Raw genomic sequence first — 19082 nt, 5'->3', positions numbered from 1 at the left:
GTTAATTAGCAGGTACAAGTTTTTCTTGCTCCTGCCAAAACCACTCAATTGTTTTGGTTAATCCTAATTCTAATGGAGTTAAGCCAAAATTGGGTAAAGATCGCTTAAGTTTGTCAACAGTTAAGCATTTAGACTTAGCTCCCACATAACGGGAGGTGTCAAACTGGATCTTATTGAAGTCGTATCCCACTCCTTCACAAATTAGTTTAGCAAAGTTACGAATGGTAAACTCTTCCCCCGCACCGATGTTAATGAGGTCATTATCAACGGTTTGGGCTAATTCCATAGCAATTTTAGCAAAATCTTCCACAAAGACAAGCTCCCGTGACTGGTAGCCATCTCCCCATAGGATAACTGGTTCATCATACAGTTTACCGCGAATAATCTTACGGATGAGATCGAAGATAAAGTGCATCTGTCGTCCATCGGTATGATATCCTGTGCCGTAAAGGGTCGAAGGGACCAAGCAAAGATACTTGAGACCATATTGCTTATTCAAAGCCAAAAGTCCTGCATAGAGCATTCTTTTGGTCATGGCATAAGTAAATAGACTAGTAATAGGCATCCCTGTTAGATAATTCTCTTCTACTAAAGCTAAGTCGGGATCATAGGCACAACTTGTTCCCATACAAATAAATTTAGCCTGGGGTTGATACTTTTGCCACCAAGTCAAAACATGAGTATTCATCTGTTGATTGATGATCCACTGTTCCCCTGGATGATACAAACAAAAGTCCCCTGCTTGGGTCCAGGCCGCTAAATGATAGATTTGATCGTAGCTAAGATTATTAAAGTTTAATAGCGAGTCTGGTTGAGTCAGATCGCAGTTTTTAGAGTTTAATTTGATGATATCGTGGCCTTGGGTTTCCAGTTGCGAACATAAGTTAGTCCCCAGAAACCCAGATGCACCAGTAATTAAGATTTTCATAGTATTTTCCTATGAACAGCACTGACTCTCACAAAAAAGAGGTCAAGTAGAGACACTGTACCCGTGACGTAAAATTTTGTAAAGAGTTGCTAACGTGAGTTAGGAGTTCGGAGTTAGGAGTTATGATTTTCTTAAGGATAGAATGACGGTTTGAGACTTCTCATTTGAGTTAGTTTTCTAGAAACTTCCTTATATCGAACTCAGTTTGCTAGGGTTAAAGATTTTTATCTTTAATCAATTCTAGAGAATATCTACATAATTGAACTGCATAAAATATCGTTTTCATTTTCTCCTTATAAGGAAGATTAGAGAATTGAGTTAGATAAAACAACAGACAGAAAAGTGTCATTAATTTCTTGATAATAGTTAGAGTTTTGGACAAGAAACGACGAGAAGTATTCTTGTTGTTAGTAGCAAGTTTTGACATTATATGTTTATCGAACTCAGCTACTAACTAGAGGCATTTAATTCTATTTTTGGGACATCTCAACCACAATTAAAATAATGATCGATACATAGATGTTAGTACAGGATCTGTCCTGATACTTTTAAGACTTCTTTGACAACGTTTTCGTACAGCATCATAGAAAAGAGAGGAATTATTGTTTTTGACCAATTCAAAAGGAATCTCTTTCAATGTATAACCTTCTTCTAAGTATAAGTGTATAATTTGACTGTCAAGATCATTTAATGATTGATATGTACGGTCAATTAACTCTTTATTGTCTATATATTTATAAAAATTATAGTCTTGATTATGTAATAAGGTTTCTCCTAGTCCGTCATTATATTCTATAGGTTCTTTACCCCGATATTTTCTGCCAATATCTTTGATTATCCAAATAACAGCTTTTTTAACCCATCCATAGGGATTATCTATAGGGTATTTTTCAATTGTTTTAAGACCTTTTTCATACGCTATAGCTAGAATTTCTAATGGTTCTACATGATTAACCTTGTAAGACTTAAGATAAGAATAGATATGATTGATTAGAGCTTGTCTTTTTTTGTGTTGTAACGGAGATAGAAATTCAGGATTTTTAAACAAAAAGCTTAATTCGTTATCAAGATAATTTTTACGATAGTTAGTATGATCATTATTCCTGATTTTTATTAATAATTCTTGAAACGGCTTAATAGATGAATTTATTGCAGCTAGAGCAGTTTGAACTCGACGCTGAATATCATCAAAGTCATAACCAAATAAGTTTTTGATGAATTTTTGAACTGATTGGGTCAGGAAATCAAGTTCAGCTTGAGCTTCTTGTCGAGCTCGGAGAATTATATTTACATTTTTTTTAGCTTCTTCGGAACACATGGTTTGATTTTGATTTTGTTCGTTAAGAATATTATCCATAGTGATTTTTTCCTTTCTAAGATGTCCATCTACTTACTAAGAGGCAAAACAGCACCGAAATGGGACAAGATACACAAAAAATTTTTGGAACCAAGCTAAACCAGAGTTTTAAAGGGCTAAACATTATTCCCTAACCTGATAATAGATGATTGTTTTATGTTGCGATCGCTCATTAAAAACCGTAGTGCTACAGTTTCAGGCCAGGTTAACTTGTCTACTGTCTCAATTAATACAAATGTTCACCAACGAACCATAAGATACAGTCCCCGAAGTAGCTAACTATTACAGTAGCGATCGCCTCATAAAAACCCTAGTGCTATAGTTTAAATCCCTTAATACAAACGTTCACTAGCGAACCATAAAATACAGTCCCATATGTAGCTAACTATTACAGTAGCGATCGCCTCACAAAAACCCTAGTGCTATAGTTTAAATCCTAATCTATATAACAGGTTATAACAAGTTAGCTGACTCCTCTTGCTAAGTAATACAAAAGTTCACCAACGAACCATAAGATATAGTCCCCGAAGTAGCTAACTATTACAGTAGCAATCGCTCACTAAAAACCCTAGTGCTATAGTTTAAACACAAAGTTATTTCAATAATTTTAAAAATGCAAACAGTCTTAATTACAGGAAGCAGTCGTGGTTTAGGTTATGAGTTTACTCGGCAATATCTTGCTCAAAATGCTCAGGTAATAGCCACTTGTAGAAACATATCTTCAGCCAACAAACTTCATCTTCTTAAGCAAAAATATGACAAAAAGCTAACTATTATTTCCCTTGATGTTGCTCAGGAAGACTCAATCAAAGAAGCTTATAATTTAGTTAACAAGAGTTTCTCTCATGTCGATATACTGATCAATAATGCAGGGATGGGTTACAGAAAATCTTTTCAAGAATTAACCATTGATGATTTAACTAATGTGTATTTAACAAATGCTATTGCCCCACTTATTGTTACTAGAACTTTTTTACCGCTTCTGGTAAAATCAAAACGACCTTTGATAGCTAATATTACTTCACAACTAGGATCAATTACTTTACAAAAAGGAGAGTTTTCTGGTATTGGTTCAGTTGACTATAATGCAAGTAAAGCTGCTCTAAATATGATTAGTACCATATTAGCATCTCAATTGAAAGCCCAAGGTGTTATTATAATTATACAAAGTCCTGGTTGGGCTAGTACCGATATGGGTGGAAATGAAGGTGCGATTCGTTTAGCTAGAAAGCCTGTACTAAATACAGGGGTGTAGCTAGTCTAGAACCTAGAAAACTAGATAACTGTTGGTTTGTTGGCTAAAGGAGCCACACTCGGAATCAAGGGAGCAATCCTAAGAGTGACAACTTAACCCTCCGTTTTGGACTTAGTAAACTCAGGATGGAAGCAGGGTTAAAAGGGGAACCCGTCATGAAACAGCATGGCAAGTCGTTCCTCCAGTCAATTGGTCACGCTTAAGCATTACGCTGAATCATCGTCCTGAACCCTCAAGACCTCCAAGTAGCCAAATCTGTTTGACAGGCTGCGTTCAAAAGAACAAGGTGAAAAGTGGAGTTTTCTTCGTAACATCCACAACGATTCCTAAAAGTAACCTGGGGGAGAGATGAAACCTAAAACCAATACACCCAAACCAACGGAACGAATTAAGTCCATGACTGCTCTTACCATCAGGTCGATGATGTAAGTAGTGACAAACTTAAGCGCAAGGGTCATGGATGTGAGAAGCAATTAAGAAGCAAATGCCTATTTGTAATGAATATGGATAAGCTGACGTATTGCTGGTTAATTAGAAGAAATAGTCTCTATTAGAGGTAGTTAAATGTCGAATGCGAGTATAACCAAGACTACGCCAGAATGGAACACCATAAACTGGGCAAAAGTCCAGAGGAAAGTGTTTAAGCTTCAAAAAAGAATATTTCAAGCTGTTAAATCAGGTAATAAAGTCAAAGCTAAAAAGCTTCAGAAGTTACTGTTAAAGTCACATTACGCAAAGCTCTTAGCCATTCGCAAAGTGACCCAAGACAACCAAGGTAAGAAAACTGCTGGAGTTGATGGGAAAAAGTCATTACGACCTAACCAAAGATTAAAGTTAGTTAACGAACTAAGGTTAAAAGGTTACAAAGCCAAGGCACTCAGACGGGTTTGGATACCTAAACCTGGAAGAGATGAAAAACGTGGACTGGGGATACCCACCATGAAAGATAGAGCAATGCAAGCCTTAGTTAAATCAGCCTTAGAACCATACTGGGAAGCCCAATTTGAGGGTACATCTTATGGCTTCCGTCCAGGCAGAAGCGCACAAGACGCTATCAGTAGAATATTTTTAGCAATAAAAACGAATGCAAAATATGTTCTAGATGCAGATATCGCCAAATGCTTCGACAAGATTAACCATGATTACCTACTGTCCAAAGTAGATTGTCCACACAACATCAAAAGAATCATTAAACAATGGTTGGAATGCGGTGTAATGGACAAGGGCATTTTTGAGGAAACAGATTCAGGTACACCTCAAGGTGGTGTAATAAGTCCGTTATTGGCTAACATTGCACTACACGGAATGATAATAGACATAGAAAATCACTTCCCCCGTACAAAACGGAGAGAAGATGGCAGTCTTAAACAGGGATATAAACCCAAAATCATCCGCTACGCCGATGATTTTGTAATTCTTCATACAGATTACGATGTTATTCTACAATGTAAAAATCTAGTTGCACAATGGTTAGAAAAAGTCGGATTGGAACTAAAACCAGAGAAGACTTCCATAAGACACACTCTAAAAAGTATTGTCCATAATGGTAAAACCATTGAACCAGGCTTCGATTTCCTTGGATTCAATATTAGGTCATACCCCAAGGGTAAACACCACTCTAGTAAAACAGGTGGAAAAAATGCACAACTAACTGGATCCAAAACACTAATCAAGCCAAGCAAGAAAAAAATACTAGCTCACCATGAGGCAATCAAAGAGGCCATCAAGGCCAACAAGAAAGCCCCACAAAAAGCATTAATCACAAGATTAAATCCCATAATCCGAGGATGGTGTAATTACTACCGAAATGTTTGCAGTAAGAAAACATTCAAATCCGAAGACAACATATTATGGAATATGCTTAGAGCTTGGACAGTAAGCAGGAAAAAGAAAGAGACACCATTGATTAAAGCTCTTAAAAAATATTTCTCATACGGAAAACACGGATTCTGGACATTCCAAATAAAAGGAGCAGTCCTCTATCACCACGCCGAAACAGGAATATTGAGACACACATGGGTTAAACCTGAAGCTTCACTCTATGACGGAAACTGGACTTACTGGAGCAAAAGACGAGGTACATATTCTGGGACACCAACAAGAGTCGCAAAACTCTTAAAGAAACAAAAAGGTATATGTCCTCAATGTAAGCAATACTTTACACCTGAAGACTTGATAGAAGTTGACCACATTATCCCCAAATCGAAAGGTGGAAAGGATACCTACAACAATCTTCAAGCTCTACATCGTGACTGTCATGATGTCAAAAGCAAAAATGACTACCTCTACGATTGGTTAGAAAATGGCTATGAATGGAAAGACGATGTGTTAACAGTACCTATGACAAAGGACTAATTGCCGAGAGCCGTGTGAGGTGAAAGTCTCATGCACGGTTCGGAATGGGAGTCGTGGTAGGTGACTACCACTTCGACCCCTAATCCCCTAATACTCCCCAAGAGCTGGTATCTGGAATGATCAAGATATTTACCAATGCTACACTAAAAGATACCGGTAAATATTATGAATGGACTGGCAACGAGTTACCTTGGTAGGGCAAATCAAAATTAAAGATAGATTATTTGTAAATAGTAGAAATAGAGTTTAGGATAAAAATTATGACACAAAGTATCACAAAATCTACCGTTAAAATTCCCCCGTTAGAAAATGGCGATCGCTTAACTCGTTTAGAGTTTGAAACCCGTTATCAAAAGATGACTCATGTTAAAAAAGCAGAATTAATTGAAGGTATTGTTTATATGGGATCTCCTTTAAGAATTAATAAACACGGTGAACCTCATGCTGATATTATGGGATGGCTAACTGTTTATAAAGCTTTCACTCCCAATGTACAAACGGGGGATAATGCAACAGTTAGATTAGATCCAGAAAATGAACCACAACCCGATGCTTTATTAAGGATAGAAAAGGGTGGACAATCAATAATTAGTGAAGATGGATATGTAGAAGGTGCGCCAGAATTAATAGTAGAAATTGCAGCAAGTACAGTCTCTATCGATTTACATGGTAAACTTAAAGCTTATCGTCGTAACCAAGTTCAAGAATATGTAGTTTGGCGAGTAGATGATAATGAAATTGATTGGTTTAGACTAAAAGACGAAAAATATATTAAATTACAAGCAGATGAAAATGGTATTATTAAAAGCGAAATATCCCCCGGTTTATGGTTAGATGTAACCGCTTTATTAAAGGGAGACTTAGTTAAAGTTTTAGATGTATTAAAACAAGGAATAGATACACCTGCTCATACAAACTTTTGTCAAAAAATATCTATTAATGATTAGTTGAAAAGCTAATTAACACTTAAAGATATATCTGTAAATATTCTTGCTTTTTTCTAATCATTATTCATTATCCATTATCCGTTATCCGTTATCCGTTATCCATTGTCTATTATTGAACAATAGACTATCCTCTAGGCCAGTAATTTGATAAACTAATACAGTGCTATTACGGTGTCTATATTCCTTGTCATTCTCAGAAAATGACAAATTTATGATCACCGATAGCTTGATACTGTCAAAAAAATCCAAAAATATCAACATCAAAAAAAGATCAAAATAAGGAATAAAACTATGTTTAATTTTTCAGGAACTAGACCAAATAACTTAGGAGTTAAAAATGGTAAATTAGCCCCTTCTCCAGGAACTCCCAACTGTGTCAATAGTCAAAGTTCCGATGCACAATCAAAAATTGCCCCCCTTCCCATGATTTCTATAGCTGATTTAAAAAAAGTTGTTCAAAGCATGGAAAGAACAACCATCATAGAAGAAACCAATGACTACCTTTATGCTGAGTTTAAAACCCCTTTAATGGGATATGTTGATGATGTAGAATTTTACCTCGATAATAGTGAGAATGTAGTTCATGTTCGCTCTGCATCTCGTCTCGGAAAATCTGACTTAGGATTAAATCGTAAAAGGGTAGAAGAAATTAGGTCTAAAATAGAATCTAAAAACTAAAATTGTAGTATATCAAAGAGGAGAAAAGACAAAACTTAAAGTTAAAGATATAATGGCTGAAACCTTCACAATAGGTGGACAAAATGGTTGGTATCATGATGAGGGACATTGGGCAGGTTACTTTCATACTTATGATGATTTTAAAGTAGATAATACAGATAGTAGGCCAAGAACTATCCATGTATTCTTGCCAAGAGATTATGATTATAGCCATGAATCATATCCCGTCATTTATATGAATGATGGGGATACCGCCTTTTTTTATGGGGGAAACTATTATAAAACTTGGAATATGGGTAAGATTTTAAGTAGGTTATATGTTACCAATCAAATCCGCAGAGTGATTGTGGTAGCTATTTGCCCTCTTGACCGTAACTATGAGTACACTCACGCACCAATTAAAGAGGGAAAATGGGGAGGATTAGAAGCCTATTCTGATTACATTGCTAGAGTAGTAAAAAGTTTTATTGATGAGAATTATCGTACTCTTGTTAATCCTGATAGTTCAATGGTTTTAGGGTCATCTCATGGGGGTTTAGCAGCATTTTATACCGCCATTAAACACCCTGAGCAATTTAGGTGTGTAGCGGCACTGTCCCCTTCTTTTTGGGTAGGATTAGATTCAATGATTGATCCTGAATTTTTCGATTTACCAGGAGATTTCTTGGGATCGCTGGAATATTCAGCCCTGATTATTGCTGGATTAAAGACATTAGAAAATACTCAATTACGGCCGAAAATATATTTAGATTGGGGATTAATTAGAGAAGGAGGTGAACATAATTCTTTTATCGAAGCGAGAGCAACCGTAAGAGGTAGAGAAATGCAAGATTTATTAATTAATAAATTTGGCTATCGCTATGGTGAGAATTTATTTGTGGTTGAAGATCCCATCGGTCAACACAACGAAGAATCTTGGTCAGGACGCATGGAAACCGTCTTACAGAACTTTTTTGGTTGGCCAGCATTGATGAAACAGTTATTAGAACAAGAGCAACAAGTCGTAAAAAGTTCAAGTTGCTAATTGGTTTCCATTGTGTTACTGTAATGGGGATGGAAAAAATACCAAAGTTCGCGGGTGTAGTTTAGTGGTAAAACCTTAGCCTTCCAAGCTAATGATGGGGGTTCGATTCCCCCCACCCGCTTTGCTAAAGTAAAAAGTATGTTCAGATGCCATAAAAGTAATGGCGATCGCTTATGCTGTTAGGGTTTCAATTTCAGTCTCCAGGCCCAATACTATTTGAAGCAGGGCCCTTTATCGTTCGTTGGTATGGTTTATTAATCGCCAGTGCGGTGTTAATTGGGGTAACTTTATCTCAATGGTTAGCTAAACGTCGTAAAATCAATCCTGATCTCATTGGGGATTTAGCTATCTGGTTAATTATTGGGGCCATACCCTGTGCCAGACTCTACTACGTACTATTTCAATGGCAAGAATACACTCAACGTCCCGAAGATATTATTGCGATCTGGAAAGGAGGAATAGCTATTCATGGGGCGATTATAGGAGGAACCTTAGCAGCCCTAATTTTTGGTCGTTTAAACAAAATTTCCGTGTGGCAATTAGCCGATCTGGTAGTTCCTTCCTTGGCGTTAGGACAAGCGATCGGTAGATGGGGTAATTTCTTCAACTCTGAAGCCTTTGGCGCACCCACTAACTTACCTTGGAAGCTTTATATCCCAGCGAATAACCGCCCTATAGCCTATCTAACCTCGGAATACTTCCATCCCACCTTTCTTTACGAGTCTGCTTGGAATGTGATGGTATTTATACTTCTGCTGTCCTTGTTCTTTTGGGGACTAAAATATCCTAATCGGTTTTATGTAGGAACCCTCTCGTTAGTCTATTTGATCGCCTACAGTAGTGGCAGAATTTGGATAGAAGCATTAAGAACCGATAGTTTAATGTTAGGACCATTGAGGGTGGCACAGGTCATTAGTTTAGTTATGATTAGTGTAGGGGTTTTGGGGCTAGTGTGGTTATATCGTTTAAGAAAACCTTTGCCAGACGTGGTTTCCCCCCAGTAATTGCTTCAGACGGCGTTGCCGACTCTTATGAGATCATGGTCTATCGTCGAAAAAAGAAGCAAGACGATCCTAGAAATCTCGTTTGATGTTTTTACATTGACCTCACATAATATGAAAAGGCTGCAACTGTTAAAACAAAATATAGATCAATTACGACAAAAGTATTTCAACGGTCGTCACTTCCATTGGCAAAAAGAAAAAACTTCAGCCAGAAAAAACCCTGTCCAACCCCTTCATCAGTACCACTGGTTTACTAAGATACACAAGTCAAAACCTATGCGGACACTTCATCCGCCCTTGATGTTGGGACTAACTGTTATGTCTTTGACCACTGTGATTGGTTATCGCTTCTACAACCAACCTCAACTTTCCGTGGGAACAGTCTCTCCTGTGAAAGTGTTTGCTCCCAACGATGAAGAATTTGTGGATGAGAAAACAACTGAAGAAAAACGCAAAGAAGTTCGTACTGGTATTATTCCTGTCTTACAAAGAGATATCGAACTGACTAGCCAACTCAAAGCAGACTTAAACAAAACAATCACCGAAGTCAAACAATTTCGTCAACAAGTAGGGACATTTCCTTTTGTCAGTGGTTCTTTAATTCCTACGGGGACTCAACAGTATTTGCGTAGGTTGGATGATAAGACTTGGGAAACCATTCGCTCCACCCTCGCTAAAAACGAAGGCGAACCCGATCCGAAGTTTCAACCCCAGACAGTTGAAGCCATTAATTGGTTAAAAAGTTATGAAAAGAAGACATCAGCCACAACCCTTCAAGGTCTGTTAAATACTATTAAACAATCTCGTAAACGTTACTATACTGCCAAAAGAGAAGTATTGACTGCTAAAAAATCCAACCTGACCCCGGAAACCTTAGGAATATTTCTGGATCTCGGTGATAGCAGTTGGCAAACCACAGAAAAAACCATTAAGATTACCTTAAATCGCATTTTATCTCAGGGGCTTCCCCCCGGAATACCGGACTATTTGCTCAGGGAAATTATTAATAATCAACTAGAGTCCGCAACACTATCGGTTCCTAAAAGAGAGATTACCGACTTGTTAATGAGGATTTTGAAAAATAAACATAATTTGGTCGTGGATAAAGAAGCCACTAAAGAAAGAGCAGAAAAAGCAGCCCTAGCAATGAAACCAGTTATTGTAGAAATCAAAGCAGGAGATGTGATTGTCGAAGCTGGAGAAGAAATTACCCAAGAAGCGTTTGTTCTTTTAGATGGCTTTCAACTCAGTCGTCGGGGGATCAATTGGCTTGGTTTAGGGGTTTCTGCTGGAATTGTCATCGGAACCGTTACTGTTTTTTCTCTGGTGAGTTATAGACTTCATCGTCCCATGCGTCGCCGAGATCATATCCTTCTCTGTTTGTTGAGTCTGAGTACCCCCCTCTTAGGTATTTTTAATCTCGGTTACACCAATTTACCGGCCGTAGGTCTCCTAACCAGCAGTTTCTATGGCCCCACTTTAGCTATTACCCAAGTTATATTATTGAGTGGATTATCCACCTTTGCTGCCCCAACCATCAACTGGAGTTATGTCTTAGCCGGAACCATTGGGGGACTAATCGCTGCTTCTGTGGCTGGAAAATTGCGATCGCGGGATGAATTGGCTTGTTTAGGGGGAGTGGTGGGGTTAGTACAGGGAAGTCTCTATTTTGTCGGTTATCTCATTGCTGCCCCAGTAGCTGGTACCATCTGGTCTATTATTTTACCGGAAGCGATCATTTATGGATTATCGGGAATCGCTTGGAGTGTGATGGCGTTAGGGGTTTCACCTTATTTAGAACGGTTATTTGATTTGGTGACCCCCATTCGTTTAGTAGAGTTGGCTAACCCTAATTGCGCTTTACTCAAACGCTTAGCCACGGAAACCCCCGGCACTTTTCAACATACTCTATTTGTCGCTTGCTTAGCTGAGGCTGCGGCTCGTGAGTTACACTGCAATGTAGAGTTGATTCGTGCTGGTACTTTGTATCATGATATTGGCAAAATGCACGACCCCATGGGCTTTATTGAAAACCAAATGGGCAACCCCAATAAACACGATGTGATTAATGATCCTTGGGTGAGTGTGGAAATTATTAAAAAGCACGTTTCTGAAGGAATGGTGATGGCTAGTAAATATGGTCTTCCCAGAGTAATTCGTGATTTTATTCCTGAACATCAAGGAACTTTATTAATTTCCTATTTTTATTATCAAGCTAAGCAAGACGCTGAACGCAATGGCACAGAAATGATTGCTGAAGAAAACTTCCGCTATGCAGGCCCAGTTCCTCAGTCACGAGAAACAGGAATTGTTATGTTAGCGGATGGTTGTGAGGCTGCTTTACGTTCTTTAAAAGAAGCGACTCCAGAAACAGCTTTAGCTATGATTCAAAAGATTTTTAAAGCCCGTTGGCGAGATCATCAGTTAAAAGACAGTGGCATTAAATATGAGGAGTTACCCATTATTGCTGAGGTTTTTGTTAAGGTTTGGCAACAATTTCACCATCAAAGAATTGTTTATCCAAAAGCTGCTCTAGAACCTCAAAATAATAAACAAAATTAATTGTTAAATTTCATTTTATTTTAAAAAAAAACTACTATGTATCGTTATTTTATCCTTTGTTTACTATTACCTGTGGTTACTGCTTGCAGTAATGTTGACGACTTAGGAAACCGTTTGGCTCCTAGTCCAGAATTAACTGAAAAAAAAGAAGATATCACCCCATCTGCTTTAAAAATACCGCAAGATTTTCCTGAAATAATTCCTCAATATGCTAACTCAGAATTACAAGAAATTTCTGATAACTTAACCAATAAGCAAGGTTTAATTCGGTGGTCATCTTCTGATTCTCTTGAGCAAGTAAGTAACTTTTATCAAGGAAAATTTAAGGGTGATGATTGGGAAATTACTCAACCTTTTAATGCTGATGATAATACATTAATAGCTCAAAAAGAGGGATTAGAAGTGAAAATATCTTTTCTTTCTGCTAACAATGGTAACACAGATTATACGATTAATTATCAAAGTTTAAATGCGTCAAGTCCGTCCTCAACGGAAGAAACTTCAACCTCTTCATCTTCCCAGACAAAAGATAATAGTAAGAATCTCAATAATATCCCTCAATCATTAACAACCTCTGTCGAAGAAGTTAAGAAGTTAGGGACAATAAACTTTAATAATAGTGAAAATAAAACTATTGATGGTAACACTATTATTAACCGTCGAACCTATGCACGATGGTTAGTAGAAACTTACAATAAATTTCATGAAAATAACCCCGCCAAACAACTGAGGTTAGGGGTTAATACCTCTCAACCTGCTTTTTCTGATGTTGGCAGCAATGATCCTGATTTTGCTATCATTCAAGGGTTAGCTGAAGCCGGGATCATTCCTTCTCGTTTAACAGGAAATAGTAGTGCGTCTTTATTTCGTCCCGACACCCCTTTAAACCGAGAAGATTTGCTTACCTGGAAAGTTCCTTTAGACACGGGAAAAGGTTTACCAAAAGCTTCCCTTGATAATATAAAAGAGACGTGGGGGTTTCAAGATACGACGAAAATTGATACAAAAGCTATACAAGCATTATATGCGGACTTTCAAAATGGGGAACAATCTAATGTTAGGCGTGTTTTTGGTTATACCACACTATTTCAACCCAAAAAAGGGGTTACTTTAGCTGAAGCTGCTGCTAGTTTATGGTACTTTGGTTATCAGGGAGATGGACTTTCTGCTCAAGATGTATTATCTATCAACTAATTTTATTGTCAATATTTTATGTCCAATATTCGAGAATCATTTATCCCTTTTCGTCGTACAGATATCATTAATCTTTGTCTTGAAGATGGTAAACTTCAAGGGAAAGATGTCCAGTTATTCCAAGAGTTTTGTGATATTTTAACGGCTTTTTTCCACTTTCGCTTTCATCATACCTTAGAAAGTATCAAGGATAATTAGGGTTTGCTGAATAAAAGCAAAACCCTATTCTTTAAAAGGTTACACCCATATTCGCGATCGCAAAAAAGATCAGCTTTGTCGGCTACAAACCGCTATAATTGGTAGAAACACCTCCCAGTTGTTGGTCAAGAACAAATGTATCGAAAAGAGGAGCAACCTTTACCGCCCCCAGAAAAATTTGAATTACCTTTCGAGGGCAAATTGTCCCCCAATAATCGTTGGGTAATCATGGCAGAGTTGATACCTTGGGATGATTTTGAGGAAGAATATGCTAAACTTTTTTCAGCAGAAAAAGGTGCGCCAGCCAAACTATTTAGAATGGCATTAGGGACATTAATTATTAAGGAAAAATTAGGAACAAGTGATAGAGAAACTATAGAACAGATTAGAGAAAATCCCTATCTACAATACTTTATAGGTTTAAATTGTTATCAACAAGAGCCACCACTGGAATCTTCAATGCTAGTTCATTTTAGGAAAAGAATTGATGGAGAATTGATAAACAAAATCAATAAAAAAATAGTAAAAAGAGAAATAGACAAGAGTGATAAAGAAGTAAAAAAAAAGGATTGTCTCCAAGAAAAAGGAGAAAAAATAAAAAATAAAGGTAAACTAATTTTAGATGCGACTTGTGCGCCAGCAGACATCAAATACCCAACGGATTTAGGCATATTAAATCAAGCCAGAATTGAGACAGAAAGAATAATAGATAATCTTTATAAACCATTAAGAGTGAAATTGAGAAAAAAGCCGAGAACTTCTAAAAAAATTGCTAGAAAGGAATACTTAAAAGTAGCTAAAAAACGAAAAGTATCTTATCAAGAAAGAAGAAAAGCTATCGGGAAACAGTTAAAATACCTTAAGAAAAATTTAGGAAATATAGAAGACTTAATTCAAGCTGGGGCTTCCCTGGAAAATCTGAGTAAAAGACAGAAAAATTGTCTAGAGACTATCAAAAAAGTTTATGAACAACAACAGTCAATGTGGGAGAATAAGACCCAGAGTGTTCCTCAAAGAATTGTAACCCAGATTCCGCACTTCAAAAAGTAGCATTAAATACTACAAGCCTGGGGTTAGTAATTAAGTATAATTGCTTAAGCTCTTGAAGACAAAAAAGTGGGATAATTGTTTAAGTTGTTTCCTCTGTAAAAAAAGAGAGAAAAATGTCTTATTTAGAAGAAATACAAGTTAAAAATTTAGACCATTTAGGGATAGTAGCTGGTTTAATTGATGAAATAGGAATAGTCAAAATAATTAATAATAAATTAGGAATAGATGTTAGAGAAAAAATCTCAGCAGGTACAGTAGTTAAGTCTATTTTAATCAATGGACTAGGATTTGTTTCAAGACCTCTATATTTATTCAGTCAGTTTTTTCAAGATAAAGCCATTGAGAAATTGTTAGGAGAAAGAATCAAACCTGATTACCTTAATGATGATAAAATTGGGAGAGTAATGGATGAATTATATAAATATGGACTAAATGATATTTTTATTGAAGTAGTTTTAGAAGTAATTAAAAAAATTAAAATAGACCTTAAATACTCCCATTTAGATTCCACATCATTTCATTTAGATGGAGAATATAAAAGGGAAGAAGATAAAGAGAAACAGGAAGAAGAAAAAATTATTAAAGAAAGACCAATTTTTATTAAGAAAGGATATTCTCGGGATCATAGACCAGACTTAAAACAATGTGTCTTGGATTTAATAACAAGCCAAGATGGAGATATTCCATTATTTGTGAGAGTAGGAGATGGAAATGAATCTGATAAAGCTGTATTTGGAAAGTTTTAGTAGAATTCAAAAAGCAAATAAAGTTTGATAGTATCATGGTTTGTGATAGTGCTTTATATGGTCAAGAAAATCTCCAACTAATCCAACATTTAAAATGGATAACGAGAGTTCCAATGACCATAAAAAAAGCAAAAGAATTAGTGCAAAATATAGAGGTGGAAGAAGTAAAAGATGAAGATAAAGAAAAAAGAAGTGACCTAAATTTAGAAAGTTATACCTGGAAAGAAGAAATTGTTACTTATGGTGGAATCAAGCAAACTTGGTTAATAGTCTTGAGTGAAAAAAGACAGAAAAGTGATTTGGAAAAACTAGAAAAACAACTTTCCCAAGAAGAGAAGAAATCCCAAAAATTTCTTAAAGAAATACAATCTGAAGAATTTGAACATCCTCAAGCTGCTCGATATAAATTAAAAGCTATTAATAAAAAATTGAGATTGTTGGAAATAAAAGAAGTTGAACTGATTGAAACTTACTCGAAAAAAAAGGAAAAGATTTATAAAATGATTAGTCTGATCATCAAAAAAGATGAAGAGATAAGTAGAAAGACTAAAGAAGCAGGAAAATTTATTTTAGCAACTAACTTAGTAGAGGAAAATAAATTAGAAGCTAGTGAAATTCTGATAACTTATAAAAACCAGCAATCTACGGAAAGAGGATTTCGATTTTTGAAAGATCCCTTATTTTTTACTGATAGTTTCTTCGTTGAAAAACCAGAAAGAATAGAAACAATGTTATTTTTAATGTCTTTGTGTTTGTTGATTTATAACTTGGGGCAAAGAGAATTAAGAAATTGTTTAAAAAGAGTCAAAAAAGGAATAAATAATCAAGTAGGGAAAGTAACATTGCGTCCGACTTTGAGGTGGATATTTCAATGTTTTCAAGGTATTCATTATGTGACTTTAAACGGAGTTAAACAAATTGTCAATTTGACAGAAGAAAGGCGTTTTATATTGAGTTTATTACCTGCATCTTGTCAAAGATATTATCTATAAATTGAATTGGATAAAGCAAAAATAATAAAAGAATAAGAGTCTAATGATATCAAACGAGAAGAGGAAACTCTCCTTCGTTTGTGCTGAGTCTTGCTAAGTTTTCAATGAGTATAAATCTTCTTAATTTGATTATTTTTCCTAAAAATTTAATGAAAAGAGAAATATTCTTGCCCAGGTATGATTTTCGGACTTTTTAAAACTATTTATTTTTTTATACTACATTTTGAAGTGCGGAATCTGGGTTTAAGGAAGAAATTATTAGGGGATGAACACCCTGATGTCGCTACCAGTTTCAATAATTTAGCAGGACTTTATTACTCCCAAGGAAGATACACAGAAGCAGAAACCTTATACAAGGATGCTTTAGCTTTAATCAAGAAATTGTTAGGGGATGAACACCCTGATGTCGCTACCAGTTTCAATAATTTAGCAGGACTTTATCGTTCCCAAGGAAGATACACAGAAGCAGAACCCTTATACAAAGATGCTTTAGCTTTAAGGAAGAAATTGTTAGGAGATGAACACCCTGATGTAGCAACGAGTTTCAATAATTTAGCTTTACTTTATTACTCCCAAGGAAAAGTAGAAACCGCTTTAACTTATTTCCTCCATTCCTTAGCAGTAGAAGAGAAAATTATCCAACGGGTTTTCACCTCTAGTTCCGAACGTCAACGCATCCAACATATTAACCAAAATCGTTTCACCTTAGATACTTATTTATCCTTAGTAACCACCTATTTTAATGATCCCCCCCAACCCCCCTTAGAAAGGGGGGAGAATGGAGAGAAGACCCCCCAACCCCCCTTAGAAAAGGGGGAGAATATAGAAGAAAATGATCAAGCTTACCTCTTATTAGGGGGAACTAAAGAAGGATATAATCATCAAGCTTCTTCCTTAGAAACGGGGGAGAATGTAGAAGAAAATGATCAAGCTTCCCCCTTATTAAGGGGGACGGGAGGGGGATCTTCTCCCATTGAAACCGCATTAACCACCGTCTTAAACCGTAAATGTTTAACCCTTGCTGCACAAGCAACCCAAAACTTCGCCGTTTATCGCGGTAACTATAGCCATCTTCTCCCCACTTTCCAAGAACTCCAACAAGTCAGTAAAGAGATTATTGATGCGTCCTATTCTCCCTATTCACCCGAATATAAACCCCGTTTAACCAAACTACAAAACCGCTATGACGACATAGAAAGAAAACTTGCTAAACAAATTCCTGAAATGGCTTTAAAAGAACAAAAAGTCACCTGTGAAAAACTCGCCAACGCCTTACCTGATAACAGTTTTTTGGTAGAATTTATTTACATTGACTACCGAGACTTTGACCAAAATAAATGGACAGAACCCCGTTATCTCGCTTTCGTATTACCTGCTGGCCAACCCGACAAAGTAACGATGATAGACTTCGGAAATGCTAATGAGATTAACACCTTATTGATAGACTTTTATATTCAGATTTCCCATTGTCCCATTGAAGTTTATACCCCTGAAAAAACTCCCCATCAAACAGTTACTACTTATGGAATAGGGTTTGATGAAGACCCTACCCCAACCCATCAAGATATAGGGTTATTGTTAAGCGAAAAGTTATGGAAACCTATTCACCACTGCGTGGAAGTCAAAAGTCAAAAATCAAAAGTCAAAAATTCCCCTGAAACAGATACCAAACCCCGTTTATTCATCGCAGCAGACCACGCATTAAACCTTATACCTTTTGAAGTCTTACCCCTAGATAAAACCCAAAAACTAAGAGACCTTTATTCTATTTCCTACCTAACCACTGGACGAGATATTTTACGCAAACAAATTAAAACCAACCGAACCCCATCTGAACCCTTAATTATTGCAGACCCAGACTATAATTTAGAAGTCGGAAGTATGAAGTCAGAAATATATAGTTCTTTCATGACAAATTCAGGTGAACTTAACACTTTCTTATCCACCTTAGATGATAGTGAAAAAGGACTTAAACGTGCTGAAGGAACAGACATTTTAGCTAAAGAAGTAGCCACCTATTACAACGTAACTCCCTACTTAGATGAAAACGCCTTAACCAGTCACTTAACCCCCAAAACCTGTCCCCGTGTTTTACTGATTGGAACACATGGAGTCTTCTTTTCTCCTCCTAAAGAACCCCCTTCCAATCTCCAACTTCATACTTCCGACTTTACCCAAGATCGCTTTCAACAAAACATTAACCCTGACCCCATGTTAACCTCAGTTTTAGCCTTTGCAGGTGCAAATACATGGCGCAAAGGGGGACAAATTCCCAACGAAGCAGGAACTGGTCATCTATTAGCAAAAGATGTCGCTGGACTAGACTTATGGGAGAATGATTTAACCGTTCTTTGTGCTTGTCAAACAGGAATAGGAAACGTCAACGCAGGAGAAGGAATCTTCGGTTTAAGACGTGCTTTTGTTGTTGCTGGAACAAAAACCCTTTTAATGAGTTTATGGAGTGTTCCAGCACACGCTACCGTGCTATTATTAACCTTATTCTTCGACAACCGTAAGGCTAGAATTAGTCCCCATCTTGCCTTATAAAAAGCACAAAACACCATTCAAAACCTCTCCTTTGCAGACCTTAAACAAAGTAAAATAGGCAATCAAATCATTCAAGAATTGATTGATATTGAGGTTCTTAACATAGATGATACTATTAGTCAAGACACAATTTATCCCCTCTCCCATCCTTACTTTTGGAGTGGATGGATCTGCCAAAACCTGTTAGATTGAATCCACTTAATAATTAAACTCATTCCTTATAGATGATAAAATGATATAACCCT

12 protein-coding genes, 1 tRNA gene and 2 pseudogenes are annotated in these 19082 nt (G+C 36.6%); 13 read left to right on the top strand and 2 right to left on the bottom strand.

The window, feature by feature from the left end; all coding sequences use genetic code 11:
- Nucleotide 1: 1 nt before the first annotated feature.
- Both CWATDRAFT_RS07415 and CWATDRAFT_RS07410 read right to left on the bottom strand, forming a co-directional pair.
- The gene (locus tag CWATDRAFT_RS07415) at nucleotides 2–928 is read right to left on the bottom strand and encodes an NAD-dependent epimerase/dehydratase family protein (protein ID WP_007304420.1); all 927 of its coding nucleotides are present in this window, start codon (nucleotides 926–928) and stop codon (nucleotides 2–4) included.
- Nucleotides 929–1424: 496 nt separating this feature from the next.
- Nucleotides 1425–2285: a sigma-70 RNA polymerase sigma factor region 4 domain-containing protein gene (locus CWATDRAFT_RS07410; RefSeq protein ID WP_007304419.1), complete on the bottom strand. Its 861-nt coding sequence runs from the start codon at nucleotides 2283–2285 to the stop codon at nucleotides 1425–1427.
- Between the two features lie 613 nt (nucleotides 2286–2898).
- Here CWATDRAFT_RS07410 and CWATDRAFT_RS07405 point away from each other — a divergent pair.
- The 13 genes and pseudogenes from CWATDRAFT_RS07405 to CWATDRAFT_RS07340 all read left to right on the top strand — a co-directional run bounded on the left by CWATDRAFT_RS07405 (nucleotide 2899) and on the right by CWATDRAFT_RS07340 (nucleotide 18837).
- Nucleotides 2899–3540: an SDR family NAD(P)-dependent oxidoreductase gene (locus tag CWATDRAFT_RS07405; protein ID WP_007304418.1), complete on the top strand. Its 642-nt coding sequence runs from the start codon at nucleotides 2899–2901 to the stop codon at nucleotides 3538–3540.
- Nucleotides 3541–4104: 564 nt separating this feature from the next.
- Entirely contained in the window at nucleotides 4105–5895 is a 1791-nt protein-coding gene (gene ltrA, locus CWATDRAFT_RS07400) for a group II intron reverse transcriptase/maturase (protein WP_007304417.1), read from the top strand.
- 260 nt (nucleotides 5896–6155) lie between these two features.
- Nucleotides 6156–6842, top strand: a complete 687-nt coding sequence (locus tag CWATDRAFT_RS07395; RefSeq protein ID WP_007304416.1) for a Uma2 family endonuclease — start codon at nucleotides 6156–6158, stop codon at nucleotides 6840–6842.
- Between the two features lie 291 nt (nucleotides 6843–7133).
- Nucleotides 7134–7520, top strand: coding sequence for a DUF1499 domain-containing protein (locus CWATDRAFT_RS07390; protein ID WP_007304415.1), 387 nt, complete (start codon nucleotides 7134–7136; stop codon nucleotides 7518–7520).
- Between the two features lie 52 nt (nucleotides 7521–7572).
- Nucleotides 7573–8544 (top strand): alpha/beta hydrolase, encoded by a 972-nt coding sequence (locus CWATDRAFT_RS07385; RefSeq protein WP_007304414.1) that lies wholly within the window; start codon nucleotides 7573–7575, stop codon nucleotides 8542–8544.
- 50 nt (nucleotides 8545–8594) lie between these two features.
- A tRNA-Gly gene (locus tag CWATDRAFT_RS07380) sits at nucleotides 8595–8665 on the top strand.
- Between the two features lie 52 nt (nucleotides 8666–8717).
- Complete coding sequence (gene lgt / locus CWATDRAFT_RS07375) at nucleotides 8718–9548, top strand: prolipoprotein diacylglyceryl transferase (RefSeq protein ID WP_007304413.1); 831 nt, start codon at nucleotides 8718–8720, stop codon at nucleotides 9546–9548.
- 111 nt (nucleotides 9549–9659) lie between these two features.
- Nucleotides 9660–12110: an HD family phosphohydrolase gene (locus CWATDRAFT_RS07370; RefSeq protein ID WP_042711310.1), complete on the top strand. Its 2451-nt coding sequence runs from the start codon at nucleotides 9660–9662 to the stop codon at nucleotides 12108–12110.
- Nucleotides 12111–12146: 36 nt separating this feature from the next.
- Nucleotides 12147–13304, top strand: coding sequence for an S-layer homology domain-containing protein (locus CWATDRAFT_RS07365; protein ID WP_007304411.1), 1158 nt, complete (start codon nucleotides 12147–12149; stop codon nucleotides 13302–13304).
- 18 nt (nucleotides 13305–13322) lie between these two features.
- Complete coding sequence (locus CWATDRAFT_RS07360; protein ID WP_042711309.1) at nucleotides 13323–13502, top strand: hypothetical protein; 180 nt, start codon at nucleotides 13323–13325, stop codon at nucleotides 13500–13502.
- A gap of 135 nt (nucleotides 13503–13637) precedes the next feature.
- Nucleotides 13638–14546, top strand: a pseudogene (locus CWATDRAFT_RS07355) (IS5 family transposase); the annotation flags it as partial.
- A 119-nt stretch (nucleotides 14547–14665) separates the two neighbouring features.
- Nucleotides 14666–16290, top strand: a pseudogene (locus CWATDRAFT_RS35575) (IS1634-like element ISCwa1 family transposase).
- Between the two features lie 177 nt (nucleotides 16291–16467).
- Entirely contained in the window at nucleotides 16468–18837 is a 2370-nt protein-coding gene (locus tag CWATDRAFT_RS07340) for a CHAT domain-containing protein (RefSeq protein WP_007304407.1), read from the top strand.
- Nucleotides 18838–19082: the final 245 nt, after the last annotated feature.

It is taken from the genome of Crocosphaera watsonii WH 8501 (assembly GCF_000167195.1).
In the GTDB taxonomy this organism is placed as follows: domain Bacteria; phylum Cyanobacteriota; class Cyanobacteriia; order Cyanobacteriales; family Microcystaceae; genus Crocosphaera; species Crocosphaera watsonii.
The sequence above is the reverse complement of the archived record's forward strand: the minus strand, read 5'-3'. Positions and strand labels throughout refer to the sequence as shown.